General features: G+C 68.2%; 12 protein-coding genes. 8 read left to right on the top strand and 4 right to left on the bottom strand.

Annotated elements, in window-relative coordinates; translation table 11 throughout:
- Positions 1–23: 23 nt before the first annotated feature.
- The 5 genes from LC041_RS05145 to LC041_RS05125 all read left to right on the top strand — a co-directional run bounded on the left by LC041_RS05145 (position 24) and on the right by LC041_RS05125 (position 7,589).
- The gene (locus LC041_RS05145; RefSeq protein ID WP_226531887.1) at positions 24–1,193 is read left to right on the top strand and encodes an RtcB family protein; all 1,170 of its coding nucleotides are present in this window, start codon (positions 24–26) and stop codon (positions 1,191–1,193) included.
- Positions 1,194–1,290: 97 nt separating this feature from the next.
- Positions 1,291–3,876, top strand: a complete 2,586-nt coding sequence (locus tag LC041_RS05140; protein WP_226531886.1) for a helix-turn-helix transcriptional regulator — start codon at positions 1,291–1,293, stop codon at positions 3,874–3,876.
- A gap of 238 nt (positions 3,877–4,114) precedes the next feature.
- Positions 4,115–6,346 (top strand): DUF7507 domain-containing protein, encoded by a 2,232-nt coding sequence (locus tag LC041_RS05135; protein WP_226531885.1) that lies wholly within the window; start codon positions 4,115–4,117, stop codon positions 6,344–6,346.
- 191 nt (positions 6,347–6,537) lie between these two features.
- Positions 6,538–6,762, top strand: a complete 225-nt coding sequence (locus LC041_RS05130; protein ID WP_226531884.1) for a hypothetical protein — start codon at positions 6,538–6,540, stop codon at positions 6,760–6,762.
- The gene (locus LC041_RS05125; RefSeq protein ID WP_226531883.1) at positions 6,762–7,589 is read left to right on the top strand and encodes an acyl-CoA thioester hydrolase/BAAT C-terminal domain-containing protein; all 828 of its coding nucleotides are present in this window, start codon (positions 6,762–6,764) and stop codon (positions 7,587–7,589) included. Before LC041_RS05130 ends, LC041_RS05125 begins: the two co-directional genes overlap by 1 nt.
- A gap of 2 nt (positions 7,590–7,591) precedes the next feature.
- Here LC041_RS05125 and LC041_RS05120 read toward each other — a convergent pair whose 3' ends face one another.
- From LC041_RS05120 to sigJ, 3 genes are read right to left on the bottom strand one after another with little or no spacing between them, the layout of a single operon-like run.
- A complete protein-coding gene (locus LC041_RS05120) occupies positions 7,592–9,052 on the bottom strand; it encodes an MFS transporter (RefSeq protein ID WP_226531882.1) in 1,461 nt (486 codons plus the stop codon).
- 54 nt (positions 9,053–9,106) lie between these two features.
- Positions 9,107–10,456: a M20/M25/M40 family metallo-hydrolase gene (locus LC041_RS05115; RefSeq protein ID WP_226531881.1), complete on the bottom strand. Its 1,350-nt coding sequence runs from the start codon at positions 10,454–10,456 to the stop codon at positions 9,107–9,109.
- A 16-nt stretch (positions 10,457–10,472) separates the two neighbouring features.
- Positions 10,473–11,354: an RNA polymerase sigma factor SigJ gene (gene sigJ / locus LC041_RS05110; RefSeq protein ID WP_226531880.1), complete on the bottom strand. Its 882-nt coding sequence runs from the start codon at positions 11,352–11,354 to the stop codon at positions 10,473–10,475.
- A gap of 119 nt (positions 11,355–11,473) precedes the next feature.
- On the opposite strand from sigJ, the gene LC041_RS17305 reads away from it, so the two are divergent.
- Both LC041_RS17305 and LC041_RS17300 read left to right on the top strand, forming a co-directional pair.
- Positions 11,474–11,728, top strand: a complete 255-nt coding sequence (locus tag LC041_RS17305) for a hypothetical protein (RefSeq protein WP_308012747.1) — start codon at positions 11,474–11,476, stop codon at positions 11,726–11,728.
- 18 nt (positions 11,729–11,746) lie between these two features.
- On the top strand, positions 11,747–12,214 hold the full coding sequence (locus LC041_RS17300; RefSeq protein ID WP_308012746.1) for an SDR family oxidoreductase: 468 nt from the start codon (positions 11,747–11,749) through the stop codon (positions 12,212–12,214).
- Positions 12,215–12,246: 32 nt separating this feature from the next.
- Here LC041_RS17300 and LC041_RS05100 read toward each other — a convergent pair whose 3' ends face one another.
- Entirely contained in the window at positions 12,247–12,822 is a 576-nt protein-coding gene (locus LC041_RS05100) for a TetR/AcrR family transcriptional regulator (protein ID WP_226531879.1), read from the bottom strand.
- A gap of 90 nt (positions 12,823–12,912) precedes the next feature.
- Here LC041_RS05100 and LC041_RS05095 point away from each other — a divergent pair, with 90 nt between their 5' ends.
- Positions 12,913–13,863, top strand: coding sequence for a saccharopine dehydrogenase (locus LC041_RS05095; protein WP_226531878.1), 951 nt, complete (start codon positions 12,913–12,915; stop codon positions 13,861–13,863).
- Positions 13,864–13,866 lie beyond the last annotated feature (3 nt).

The following is a 13,866-nucleotide window of genomic DNA, read 5'->3' as shown; positions in this document are numbered from 1 at the left end:
ACACCACCACAAGGAAAGGAATCATGGAGAGGCTCTCCGCACGGCTGCTGTCGTGGGCGTCACTGATCGACGAGAAGACACTCGCTCAGGCGCACACCACGGCCCGCATGCCGTTCATCCACCCGCACCTGGCATTGATGCCGGACGCGCACCTCGGCAAGGGGGCGACGGTCGGCTCGGTCATCCCGACGCTCGGCGCGATCATCCCCGCGGCCGTCGGCGTCGACATCGGATGCGGCATGATCGCCGTTCGCACGCCGTTCACCCGAGACGACCTCGCAGGTCGTGACCTCGCAGGGCTCCGCGAGCAGATCGAGCGCGCCATCCCGCTGTCGGCCGGACGCTACAACCGCAAGGTCGTGGCCACTGCTGAGCCGCGCATCGCCGAGCTCGAGCAGCTCGCCGAGAAGAGCGGCTTCGATCCCGCTCGGTACGCCGGGAACTGGCGGCTGCAGCTGGGGACGCTCGGTTCGGGCAACCACTTCATCGAAGTGTCTGTCGATGAACTCGGCCGGGTCTGGCTGTTCCTGCACTCGGGATCGCGCGGCGTCGGCAACAAGATCGCCGGACACCACATCGGCGTCGCCCAGCGGCTGGCAGCACAGTGGTGGATCGACCTCCCGGACCCCGACCTGGCCTACCTGGTCGAGGGGACCGCGGAGTTCACGAGCTACATCCGGGAACTGCGGTGGGCCCAGCGCTTCGCCCTGCTGAACCGTGAGGAGATGATGGACCGGGTCATGCGTCAGGTGTCGGAGTTCCTCGGCACCACGGTCGACGAGCAGGAGCGCATCAACTGCCACCACAACTTCACGGAGTCGGAGAAGCACTACGGCAAGCAGGTGTGGGTGTCCCGAAAGGGCGCCATCCAGGCGGACGCCGGCCGACCGGGGCTCATCCCCGGATCGATGGGCACCGCCTCGTACGTGGTCGAAGGGCTCGGTGACCCGCAGTCGCTGAACTCCTCCCCGCACGGTGCAGGACGGGAGTACTCCCGATCGGCGGCGCGGAGGAGCTTCACGCACGACCAGTTGCGGGAGGCGATGACGGGGATCGAGTTCCGTGACACCGAGGCCTTCGTCGACGAGATCCCGCAGGCGTACAAGCCGATCGACCAGGTGATGGCGGATGCCGCAGGCCTCGTGTCGGTCCGGCACACGCTGCGGCAGATCGTCAACGTGAAGGGGGATTGAAACCGGAGGTGGGCGGTGTCGTCGCCATCGCCCACCTCCGCACGGCCGCACAAACCCCTACATTGAGTGGTGGCAGACTCCGCGGATCGGTGTCAGCATGGCGCAGTGGGATTCACGAACGGGCGGACGGGCGATGTTCGTCCGCTCCCATGATCTCGCCGCCGCACTGACGCTCATCACTGCGGGCTCGTGCGTGAGCATCGTCGGCCCGGAAGGAAGCGGTCGCTCGATGCTCCTTCGGGAAGTCGCGAGCAGCCTGGAGCAACGGGGGCATCCGACGATCCAGTTCCTCGGCGTCGCCGCCCTCCGTTCCCGCCCGTTCGACGCGCTCGACCTCGCGGGCCAGTTGCCGAGGGGAAACACGCCGTTCCGTGCCGGGCAGATCGTCGCGGACATGGCGGAGCGTGCAGCAGGGCGCCGCTGCGTGATCCTCGTCGACGATGCGCAGTACATCGACGAAGAGACGTGGGGCGTCATCGCAGCCGTGCATTCCCGCACGGGTGCCACCATCGTCACCGCATCGACGGCCGCCACCGACCCCGGCGTGAAGCGGCTGCACGCCATCGTCAGCCAGGCGGCGGAACTGCGATTGCGTCCCCTGAGCTTCGAGGCGATATCGGATCTCGTGCACGAGCAGCTCGCCGGCGCGGTGGATACCGGCCTCGTCGGCCGCGTGTACACGCGCTCGGCCGGCATCCCGAGCCTCGCCGTCGCGATGATCACGTCAGCGCGATCCTTCGGACACATCATCTTCGCCGACGAGATCTGGACGACGAACGGCGAGCTCTGGCACGAGTCCATGTCGGGCGCGGTCGAGCACCTTCTCGCCCGGCTCGACGATGCGGAGTTCGAGGGAATCGAGACCCTGGCGCTCGCCGGTGTGCTCGACATCGACACCGCGGAAGAACTCGTCAGTCGTCACCTGATCGAAGCACTCGAAGCCGCGAACCTTCTCCTGAGCATCGAGCCCTTCGGACGGCTCTCCGTCACCGTCACTCCCCCGCTGATCACCGACTACTTCCAGAATCAGCCCACGTCCGTTCGACGAAGCCGCATCCTGCGAAGGATCCGGGATCAGTTCAGCACCCGTGAAGCCGCAGCACACACCGATCTGCTCCCGCTCTCGATGACCGACGCCTCACTCGAACCCGACGCAGCGGAGATGGCCGTCCTGCGACTCATCAGGGACCGCCACGCCGCTCAGCTCTCGGCGCGACGGCACGCCTGGGAACGCGACCCCAGCGCGGACTCCGCGATCAGCTATCTCTTCGCCCTCTTCGACCGCAAGCACGAACTCTCGGTGGCGCGGAAGGTCTTCGAGCAGACACCGACCGATACCGGCGATGGCAGGGCGATGGCGATGTTCCGCATCCTCCAAGCGCACTGGTACGCACTCGCAGCGGGCGAGACCGAGGAAGCACTCGAGATCCTTGCGGCTTCGGCCATCCGACAGCCGCGCTACGCGACGATGTTCGATGTGTGGACGACGCAGATCGAGATCAACACCAGCGGCACATCGGTCGCGCAGCTGGAGCATCTCGCATCACTGACGGCACGCGATGCGACCACCGAGAACTCCATCACCGCCGTGCGCACGACAGCGCTGATCCTGCGAGGTCGCGCTGAATCGGCCCACGCGCTGCTCGTCGATTCGGACGACACCTCGACGAAGATCGGGCGCGTGCTCACCCTGTTGCGAGGGTGGGCGATGCTCGGCAAGGGCGATGTGCGCGGCGCCTACGACTGGGCGCTGACGCACATCGAGCAGAGCCGGGTGGAGCTTGACCTGGAGAACCTGCGCGGACACACCTATGTGGCTGCCGTTGCCGGGATCGTACTGGGCCGGTTCCGAACCGCGGAGATCCACCTGGGCCGGTTCCTGGCGCTGGGAGAGCCCGGTCTCGGGCAAGAGGGTACCCAGATGGGTGCTCTCGCTCTCGCGGCGATGGTCGCCGCCCGAGCCGGACGCCAGACGTCTGCCGAGTCCCTCGCCGCGCAGGCGCTGTCCACCGGCGTCTCGATCGGTCCCTGGCCGGGAATGGTGGCCGCTCTTCCCGAGATCACCTTCGCGCTGCTCGCCGGTGACGTCGAGCGTGCCGGATCGCTGTTGCGAGAACAGAGCGCACAGCTTCAGGCGCGCGGCTACCTCCTCAGCGCCGGGATGCTCCGCGTGCTGGTGGTGGGATTCGGCTTCAGGACCCTTCCCAGCACGCAGGGCGACGAGGACCTCGCCACCCTGGAGGGCACTCTCGTCCCGCCGATGTTCGAGGTTCAGCGTGCGATCGTCCGCGGAGACGATGCGGAGCTCGCCCGCTGGGGGACCTGGTTCCAGTCCGAAGGGCGTCTCGAACACGCGACGGTCGCACTCGAGCACGGTGGCGAGATCGCGGCCCGAAGAGACGACTCCGCCATGGCCTCCCACTTCGCGCGTGCCCTCACCGAGCTCCGCGGGCGCCGCGATCCGCTTGACGCTCCACCGATCGCCGGGCGGCGCGGCACACGGGCGGCGCTCTCGAACCGCGAGCGCGAAGTCGCCCGGCTCGCCGCTCACGGTCAGTCGAACAATGAGATCGCTGCGCTCCTGCAGATCAGTACCCGGACGGTCGAGAGCCACCTGTTGAAGGTCTTCCGCAAGCTTCAGATCTCCGGACGCGCGGAACTCTCGACGTTCTCGTGGGCGTAGACCGCGTCCCTCACTGACCGGCGGGATCCGCAGGCACGACAACACTCGCGTCGCGCGTCCGCTCGCATACTACGTACTCGACAGGTTCCGAAGGACGCGTTTCGGAGTCGCCGTCACTGACTTCTGCGCGCTCGCCACGCACCGGGCCACGCACCGCGTCCGGCGGATGGGACGTTGGGTGAGCCGGACCGCCTGTTCGCCGGGCTCGGTTCGCACCGTCATCAGAAAGGACTCCCGAATGGCGCATGATTCTGCGCACAGACCGCACACGCTCTCCGAAAGCCGGAGCCGCTCGCGCAGGAGAACGATCGGAGGCCTCGCGGCCACCGCGATCGCCGTCGGCGCTGTCGTGATCCCCGGCGCCATGATCGACGCTCCCGCAGCGCACGCGGCAGAAGTCTTCGCGTGTTCCACGATCTACGCCATGAATGAGAACAACGGCGCCGGAAGCACCCTGTGGAGCATCGACACCGCGACGGGATCGCAAACCGTCATCGGAACCATCGATCCCGGCGCTGATCCCACATCGATCTTCAACGGTCTCGGAGTCGCGATCACCCCCGAGCACCCCGAGGGCGCCGCCTACGCGATGCGCGCCGATCCGTGGACGACGAACGACGCCGGAGCGCTCGCGACCTTCGACTTCGCCACCGCAGCGACCACGACCGTCGATGCGACCCGCCTGCCGTACTACTTCGGGACCCGGCAGACGCACGGAGCGGTCGACCCGAAGACCTCCCTGTACTTCCACGGCGCCCTCAACGGCGACCGGTTGAACCTCGACGGGCGCGATGCCGTGACCGGCGAGCGAAGGGGCCGCATCGCCATCAACTTCTACTGGGAACCCGCACCCGGCGGAAACGGCGACATCGCTTTCGACCGTGACGGCAACCTGTACATCGTCATGAGCTCCGCCACCGAGGCGGGGATCTACGTGGTCGACGCGCGCGACATCGTCCTGGGCACGACGAGCCCCTATCCGACCGCACGCCCGCGATTGATCCAGACCTTCAGCGTGGACGACAGCGGCGGACTGGGCGTCAACGGGATCGCGTTCGACAGCGAGGGCTACCTGGTCGTCAGCACGGGGCTCGAGCTCTTCCGCATCAATCCGATGTCCGGTGAGGTGACCAGCCAGGTCACGTTCACGGAGCCCGGCGTCGTCGACATCGCATCGTGCTCGTACCCGAGCCACCTCACGCTCGAGAAGGACTTCCCGGTCGGACGCGACTCCGACGACGCCACGGACCAGGTGCAGCTGACGCTCTCCGGAGCGGGGTTCGACGACCTCTCGGTCACGACTCTCGGGACGGAGATCGGGGTGCAGCATCGCCGCATCGTCGCTCCTGTGCTCCCAGGCTCGGTGATCCGGATCGAGGAGGCAGGGACGGGCGCCGATCCGGCACGCTACCAGAGCTCGTGGGCCTGCCTCGACGATGCCACGGGAGACGTGTTCGCTGCCGGGGCGGGGACCAGCGGGGACGTCACCGTTCCCCACACGGATCCCGCGGGAGTGGGTGTGGTCTGCACCTTCACGAACACGCCACGAAGCGAGAGCATGATCGCTCTCACCAAGACGGCGAATGTATCCAGCGCTGTCCTCGGCGATGAGGTGGAGTACTTCTTCGAGATCACGAACACGGGCCGCGTGCCCCTGCACGACATCACCGTGGACGAGCTCGCCTTCGACGGCGCGGGGACGCTCTCCGGGGTGTCGTGTCCGGCCTCTCCCCTGTCCCTCGACGCCGGTGAGTCGGCGACGTGCACAGCGACCTACTCGATGCAGCAAGAGGATGTCGATCGCGGCTCCGTGCAGAACACGGCGACCGCCACCGGCACCACGCCGACTGACGACCGTGTGGTCTCGCCGCCATCGACGGCCCTGGTGACGTCGCCGCAGTCACCGGCCCTCGCCATCGTGAAATCGGCGATCGTGACGTCGACCGACGCCGAGTCCTTCGAGGACGGCAGCATCATCGACTACCAGTTCCTGGTGACCAACACCGGCGATGTCACTCTCACCGACGTCCGCGTGGACGACGTGGCGTTCACCGGCAGCGGCTCCCTTTCGGCGGTCGTCTGTCCGGCGGAGTCCGCTGCCTTCACACCGGGGCAGTCGATGACGTGCACCGCGACGTACGCGGTCGACGAGGCCGACCTCGCTCTCGACACGATCGACAACACCGCTCTGGCGACCGGCACCGCGCCGGACGGCGGACCGATCGAGTCGACACCGTCGACCGCGACCACTCCCCGTGCCGTCGTGATCGCCCCCGAGGTGATCGACCCGGGCGTCGCCACGCAGGCACCCGACGCGGAAGAGGCCGAAGCCCCGGAGGCGACCGGCGATCTCGCCGCTACCGGCCTCGACGCGGTCGGCACCCTCATCGCCGGCGCCGTGGCCCTTGCTCTCCTGACACTGGGGACCGTGTTGCTCGTGCGACGCGCCGCCCGCAGGCACCAGGCCTGAGCACGATCCAGACCGCCCCGGGGCTCGACATTCCCCACCCCACCCCACGTCGAGCCCCGGGGTTCTGGGGCATCTCCTCCACCAGTCGATGTGTGAACAGGTTCTCCCCGGCTTCCGGAACAGCCGATATCTTCGACCTCTGCGCCCTGGCATGCTTGCCGGATCGATGCGACGATGACGGAGTGGGATTCATGAATGACGCACAGATCTGGACGATGATCGGGGCGTTCACCGTGCTGATGTCCAGCACCCTCACGGTCGTCTCGACCCTGTTCGTCCGGATCGTCCGCAGCGAGATCGGTGGTCTCCGCACCGAGATGAACGCCCGGTTCGATACCGTGAACACCCGCATCGACGCCCTCGACCGCGACGTCCAGGCCATCGTGAAGCGCACGTTCGGTCTCGATCGCGAGTGATGACGAAACCGCTATCCCGCACCGCGATCGATCGCGACGACCGGTACGATGCCACACCCGAAACGCCCTGTGGCACCGCCGTTCTCCTGCTCGCCGGGTCAAGTGGGCGGGTGGAGGCCCAGCGGGCCGACCTGCTCGCACGACACGGGGCCCGGGTCCGCGCCATCCGCTGGTTCGGCGGCATGGGCCAGCGTCCCGCTCCGCACGAGGTGCCGATCGAGGTGTTCGTCGACCAGCTGGACCTCCTCCGCCACGACGCCGATCGCGTGGCGATCTTCGGCACGTCGTTCGGAGCGGAAGCAGCCCTTGTCACCGCGTCCGTGCATCCGGTCGACGCCACCGTGGCGGTCGCGCCGTCATCCGTCGTCTGGTCGGGAGTCGTCGACGGTAACTGGTCATCGCACTGGACACTTCGTGGCGCTCCGCTCCCCTCCGTCGCGTTCGAACCGTCGTGGTCTGCCTCGACGGAGCCGCCCGAGTATCGGTCACTATACGAAGCCAGTCTCGACCGTGATCCCGCCCTCACCCGTGCGGCGGCGATCCGGGTCGAAGACATCACCGGGCCGGTCGTCCTCGCAGCCGGCGGCGACGACCGCGTCTGGCCGAGCGACCGATTCGCGGACGAGATCCGCCTGCGCCGCTCGCTGCACGGCAGAGAGACGATCGTCGTCACCCACCCCGACGCCGGACACCGCATCACGCTTCCCGGCGAGACGGCCGTCCAGGCCGGCGTGGCCATGGGCCGAGGCGGTACGCCGTCCGCCGACGCCGTGCTCGGAGCCAAGGCGTGGACGGCGATCGCGCGTGCGCTCGATCTGCGCGAGTGAGGTCAGAGCACCGGGACGGCCGCCGCGTCGGCAGCTCGGTCGGTGAACGCGGTCTTGGGAACGAACACCAGGATCACCGCCGCCGCGAGAGCTGTGGCGCCACACACGATCCACACCGTGAAGTAGCCAGCGAGCGAACCCGCGGTCCCTTCGGCCGTCCCCGCCGTGGTCGCGACACCGTGCAGCAGCGCGATGCCGAACACACACGAGGCGATCGCACCGCCGACGGTCTTCACGGAGTTCGTGAGCCCCGTCGCGACGCCTGTCTGCGATGCCGGGGCCGCCGAAGCCGCGGCTGCCGGCAGCGCGGCGACCAGGGCGCCCGAGCCGAGTCCGACGACCACCATGTTCGCGATGACCTGCGCATACGTGTCATGGAAGGGGAGGAACAGGAGGAAGCCGAGTCCCACGAGCAGCGAGGCGCCCATCAGCGTCAGGCGCGGGGTGACCCAGCGGGCGACCGACGGGAACAGCAGGGCGCCCGTGATCATGGCGATGAGATAGACGCCGATGATCAGCGAGGTCGCGAAACCGCTGGTCCCGAGACCGTAGCCGTAGACCGCGGGGTCGGTCCGGGCGAACGTGGACAGCGGGGCCTGCGCACCGAGAACGCTCACCCCGAAGAGCCCCGCCGTCAGGAACACCGGGCCGAGCGCGGGCGAGCGGAACATGCGCACATCGATGAGCGGATCCTCGCACCGCAGCTCCCAGAACACGAACGGGACGACCAGCAGCACGCCCAGGACCACCACGCCCCACGACCAGGGGTTGCCCAGTCCGCCGTCGAGACGGAGCAGGCTGAGACCTCCGGTGAAGCAGACGAGCGCGAGTGAGATGAGCACGAGCCCGACGGTGTCGAACACACCGCCCGTCGGCTCCGGAGATTCCTTGACCCCGAGCAGGATCACGAAGAAGCACACCACGATGAGCACGGCGGGCACGAGCAGGACGACGGTGAGGGGCAGGACGTCGATGAGCGCACCGCCGACGAGCGCTCCGATGATCGCACCGCCTTCGAGCGCCGCGACCAGGAGTCCCGCCGCCTTGGCCGTGATCGAGGAGCGCCCCTCCATCCGCCTCGACCGCGACCAGATGAGGGCGATCTCCAGGGGAAGCCAGACGACGTAGAACCCCATCAGCGCCCACGCCGCGAGGAACACGCCGAAGGAGTCCGTGAACGGCAGCACCAGGGCTGCCGCGGCCGTGACGGCGGTGGAGATCAGCAGCATCCGCTTGTGACCGACCATGTCGCCCAGCTTCGCGAACGCCGGGACGACCAGTGCGGAGAGCATCAGCTGCGTGCCCTCGAGCCAGTTCACGTCAGCGTCATGGACGCCGAGATGACGGGCGATGTCCGTCAGCATGGGCGTGTAGTAGCCCTGCAGCACACCACTCGTGAACTCGACGAAGGCGAGGAAGCCGACGACGACGGCGAGAGTGCCCAGTGTGCGGGTTCGCGTCATCGCGTCTCCTGCTTCTCGTTCGGGTCCTCCTGCGTGGGAAGGAGGTGGGTGAGATCACCCTAGCCGTTCGAGAAGCGCCCGGTGGAACCGCTCCCCGCGCTCCAGAGCGGCGATCTCGACGCTCTCATCGACACCATGGATCGACGCCCGTTGCGCATTCGACATATCCAGCGGCGCGAAGCGGTAGACCGCGGGCGAGAAACGGTGGAAATGCCGGGAGTCGGTGGCCGCCATCATCACGTACGGCACGGCGGGAACCCCCGGATGGGAGACGTCCAACGCTTCCGAGAGCAGCGCGAACTGGGCGTTGTCGGTGGGCGACTCCGGCGAGGGCTCATCGGCTTCGACCACCTCGACGGAGACGAGCGGATCGCGGATACGTCGCCGCACGCGGAAGATCGTCTGCTGGGTGGTCTCACCCAGCGCGATGCGGAGATTGAGGGTGGCCGATGCCTGCGACGGCAGCACGTTGGCTGCAGTACCCCCTGACTGCATGGTGGGAGCCACCGTGGTGCGGACGAGGGCCGCGGGTTCGCCCCCGAGTGCGGCGAAGACCTGCGCCGTCACGAGCGGTGACGACGCCAGGAACCGCAGCAGGTGCTGCGCCGGCCCCGGAGTCCGGCTCGCCAGTTTCGACAGCATCCGCAGGATCGCCTTCGAGGCACGAGGACGGAAGGTGGTGGGTCCGAGCCGATCGACGGCCCTCGCGATGCGTCGGACCGCGGTGAGCGACGGCGGCGCCGATGCATGCCCGCCCTCGCCGCGTGCCGACAGCCGGAGGGTCATGACGCCCTTCTCGCCCACACCGATCATCGCTGCTCGACCGGGGACGAAGGGCAGCGGCGCATCGACCACGGCGCCCCCTTCGTCAAGGACGAGCCACGGCACCACGCCACGCCCACGAAGCGCCCGTGCGATCTCCTCGGCCGCCTTCCCGTAGGTCTCCTCGTTGCCGCCGAACGAGAGGTACACGTCGCGAGCGGGTACGAAGCCGTCGGCGAGGAGGTTCTCCACCGCTTCCAGAACGACGATCAGCGGCCCCTTGTCGTCCAGGGCTCCTCTTCCGTACACCGAACCGTCGGCGACGACTCCGTCGAACGGAGGGTGCGTCCAATCGTCGCTCTCGTCGACCGGGACGACGTCGTAGTGCGCCATCAGCACGAGGGGATCTCGGCCCGCTGCGCCGTTCCCCGCCCAGTGGAACAGGAGACCGAAGTCGGTGTGCCGTTCCAGCCGCAGCTCCCGGTGAGTCAGGGGGTACAGCCCAGCGATCAGCGCGACGAATTCCTCGAACGGCTCCCTCCCCCGCTCGTCGAGCTCCGCCGACACCGTCGGTATGCGGATCATCTGCGAAAGCCGTTCGGCGATGCCGGGGCGCACTGTCGGGGTGGTCACGCTCGCCATCGTACCGAGTGGGGTCTCACGGCCACTGGCTGAGCTTGTCGGGATTGCGCACGGCGAAGACTTCCATGATGCGGTCGTCACGAACGACGAGGGAGAAGACCGCATCGGCGCGCCCGTCGATCGTCGCAAGCATCACGAGCCCGTCGGGAGCGGCGACGAGCGAGACCTCGGCCTCGGGATGGCGCTGTGCGATCCCTCGCAGGAAGCGCGCCACGCGATCCGCTCCCACCACCGGCCGCAGCGCAGCCGACCTCTTCCCGCCTCCGTCCGAGACGAGCACGACGTCGGGGTCGAGCAGAGCGATCAGGCCGTCCAGCTCTCCGGTCGCCGCGGCGGCGAGGAAGGCTCTCGCCACGGCGTCGTGCTGTTCCCTCGACGCCGCGACCGCCCGGCGTTCGCGGATGTGCCGGCGACCCTGCGAGGCGAGCTGTCGCACCGCCTCCGGGCTGCGACCGACCGTCTCGGCGATCTCGGTGAAGGGGACGCCGAACACGTCGTGCAGCACGAACGCGACCCGCTCGGCGGGGGTGAGCGACTCCAGCACGACGAGCAGGGCCATCCCCACTGATTCGTCGAGCGTCACCCGCTCCAACGGATCCGGGTGCGGGCTGGCGGCGAGCAGCGACCCCTGCGGAACGGGCTCCGGCAACCAGGGGCCGACGTAGCTCTCTCGACGCGCACGCGCTGACCCCAGCACGTCCAGGCAGATGCGTCCGGCGACGCGGGTCAGCCAGGCGGCGGGGTTCACGATCTGCGCACGTTCGTCCACGCTCATCCGGTACCACCGCACGTACGTCTCCTGCACCGCGTCTTCAGCGTCGGCGACCGTGCCGAGCAGACGATAGGCGAGAGCGAGCAGGGTGCGGCGTTCGGCGTCGATCACCTCGAGATCATCCATCGCCTCCATCCTGGCCCGACTCGACGCCCGCCGCTGCATCTCTCGACCGTCGCCTCACATTCCCGTGGCCTGCGTCGTCGAAAGAGGAGAAGGATGAAACCGAGAAAGAAGGAGCACGCATGAGAATCGCCGTCGCAGGAGGAACAGGAACGGTCGGTCGGCCGACCGTGGCCGCGATCGAGGCCGACGGACATGACACGGTGGTGCTCAGCCGTTCGCGCGGCGTGGACCTGGTGACAGGCCGAGGGCTCGAGGCCGCGCTGGACGGTGCCGACGTCGTGATCGACGTCACGAGCATCGAGACGCTCAAGGCCGCCTCAGCGATCGAGTTCTTCACCGCGGCGAGCGGCAACCTCGTCTCCGCGGCCGAGTAGGCAGGAGTCCGACACGTCGTGCTCCTGTCGATCGTGGGAGTCGATCGCATCCCCTACGACTACTACGCAGGCAAGATCGCGCAGGAGAAGGTGATCGAGTCCGCACGGGTGCCCTGGACGATTCTGCGGGCGACACAGTTCCACGAGTTCGCGGGGCAGATGTTCGAGCGCGCGAAGCTGGGGCCGCTGCACCTCGCCCCGAACGCCCGCACCCAGCCCGTCGCTGCCTCCGAGGTCGGCGCACGGCTCGCAGCCCTCGCGGCGTCCGAACCCCAGGGCCGCGCGCGCGACTTCGCCGGCCCGCGCGAGGAACAGCTCTCCACCATGATCCGGGCATTCGCCCGCCGCGAGGGGTATCGCGGATGGATCCCGGCGCTCAATGTCCCCGGGCCGCAGATGGCGGGGATGCGTCGCGGTGATGCGCTTCCCGGCCCCGATGCCGACCTGGGACGCCAGACGTTCACGGAGTGGCTCTCCGCACTGTGAGTACGGGCTCGTCCCGCCGTCCAGCTTCGTGGTCAGGCCGCCGCGGCCGCGGCGAGGACTTCGGCCTGACGACGAACCGCAATCCGTCGCGCATCGGAATCGGAATGCTCGGCGATGATCGTCACGGACACGTGCACGAGTGTCCACCACCCGGTGACGAGTGTGACGAGGGAGAGCAGGAGTTGCTGCGCGTCAGCGCGCGCGAGTCCTGGGAGGACGACCTGCAGCCCTGTGACCTGCGTCGCGCAGGAATCAGTCCGGTGAGCGGCAGCGACCGGTTCGGGGAGTTCGAGACTCTCCCAAGCCAGCAGGCGGGCGAGGTCCGGGTGCTGTCCGAAGCGGTCGAAGAGCATCAGCGCCCAGGTTCCCACTGCCTCCGCGCCCGAACCTTCGATCGGAATGCCGTCGAGCACACCGGTAAGCCTGTGGTCGAGCACGGCTGCGAAGAACCCGCTCTTCGAGCCGAAGTACTGGTACACCCGTTCCTTGTTCACGCCTGACTCACGACCGATCGCGTCCATGCTCGTTCCGGCGAAACCGTGACGGGCGAACAGGGTAGATCCGGCATCGAGCAGTCGCTGCCTCGTCGCTGCGGTGTCCCAGGCCATGCACTCAGTCTACGCCATCCCCAAATGAACATTTGGAAATATCGGATCTGCTCCGTACACTCGGATTCCAACCAAACGTTTGGAGTCTTCATGCACGCGCTTATCCTCGGCGGACGCGGGGCCGTCGGACGTGCCGCACGCGCCGCATTGCAGGAACGCGGCCACGAGGCCGTCCTCGCCGGACGCACCATAGGGGAGACCGAAGGCATACCGCTCGATCTGACGACGCCCAGAGGCCGAGAGCGCCTCGCCGGCGCTGCCATCGACGTCGATGTGGTGATCAACGCCTCCGGGATCGAAGATCCACAGCTCGTGACCCTCCTCCCCGAGACACCGCTCGTCGATATCTCGGCCACGGGCGCATACCTGTCGGAACTTCGCTCCCTCTCCGCTTCCGCGACCGTGGTGCTCGGAGCAGGCATCGCCCCCGGCGTCAGCACCCTCCTCGCGGCCGCGCTCACCTCGGCGGACGGAGACGACATCGACGTCGCTGTCATGCTCGGCACCGGCGAGGCCCACGGACCGGCCGCCGTGGCATGGACCGCCGGTCTCGTCGGCACCGACGTGCACGACCCCGCGGACGACTACCCGGTGCGCAACCTGGTCGAGCGCCGTCGTTTTGTGGCAGCGGGGCGGCGGCGGCTGCATCTGCGCGCGGATTTCCCTGATCACGTCCTTCTGGCGGGACGCGGCCTGCGAGTGCGCAGCTATCTCGCCCTCAGCAGCCCGGTGGCGACAGCGGCTCTGGCCATCGTCGGCGCGATACCGGCCTGGCGAGGCGTTCTCACGGCATCACCGCATTGGGGTGATGCGCGATGGGAGATCTCGGCGACGAACCGCCGCACCGGAGAGCAGCGCACGGCTTCCGGGATCGGCCAGTCGCTCGCGACCGGGGAGTTCACGGCGCTGGCGGCGATCCGCGCCGTCGAGGATCCACGTCGTGGCCCCGTGAGCATGGCCGATCTCTCGGACGTCGGCCTGCTCCACGACGCACGCACGGTTCTCAGCACCACCACTCGCCGTGCGATCCCGATCGGATGAACC

It is taken from the genome of Microbacterium paraoxydans, from assembly GCF_020524545.1.
Lineage (GTDB): Bacteria > Actinomycetota > Actinomycetes > Actinomycetales > Microbacteriaceae > Microbacterium > Microbacterium paraoxydans_C.
This window is presented reverse-complemented; position numbering and strand designations above follow the sequence as displayed.

Bases quoted from the DNA above. Each gene is read 5' to 3' on its own strand.
- LC041_RS05145 (WP_226531887.1), top strand. From the start codon at position 24: ATGGAGAGGCTCTCCGCACGGCTGCTGTCGTGGGCGTCACTGATCGAC.
- LC041_RS05140 (WP_226531886.1), top strand. From the start codon at position 1,291: ATGGCGCAGTGGGATTCACGAACGGGCGGACGGGCGATGTTCGTCCGC.
- LC041_RS05135 (WP_226531885.1), top strand. From the start codon at position 4,115: ATGGCGCATGATTCTGCGCACAGACCGCACACGCTCTCCGAAAGCCGG.
- LC041_RS05130 (WP_226531884.1), top strand. From the start codon at position 6,538: ATGAATGACGCACAGATCTGGACGATGATCGGGGCGTTCACCGTGCTG.
- LC041_RS05125 (WP_226531883.1), top strand. From the start codon at position 6,762: ATGACGAAACCGCTATCCCGCACCGCGATCGATCGCGACGACCGGTAC.
- LC041_RS05120 (WP_226531882.1), bottom strand. From the start codon at position 9,052: ATGACGCGAACCCGCACACTGGGCACTCTCGCCGTCGTCGTCGGCTTC.
- LC041_RS05115 (WP_226531881.1), bottom strand. From the start codon at position 10,456: ATGGCGAGCGTGACCACCCCGACAGTGCGCCCCGGCATCGCCGAACGG.
- sigJ (WP_226531880.1), bottom strand. From the start codon at position 11,354: ATGGATGATCTCGAGGTGATCGACGCCGAACGCCGCACCCTGCTCGCT.
- LC041_RS17305 (WP_308012747.1), top strand. From the start codon at position 11,474: ATGAGAATCGCCGTCGCAGGAGGAACAGGAACGGTCGGTCGGCCGACC.
- LC041_RS05100 (WP_226531879.1), bottom strand. From the start codon at position 12,822: ATGGCCTGGGACACCGCAGCGACGAGGCAGCGACTGCTCGATGCCGGA.
- LC041_RS05095 (WP_226531878.1), top strand. From the start codon at position 12,913: ATGCACGCGCTTATCCTCGGCGGACGCGGGGCCGTCGGACGTGCCGCA.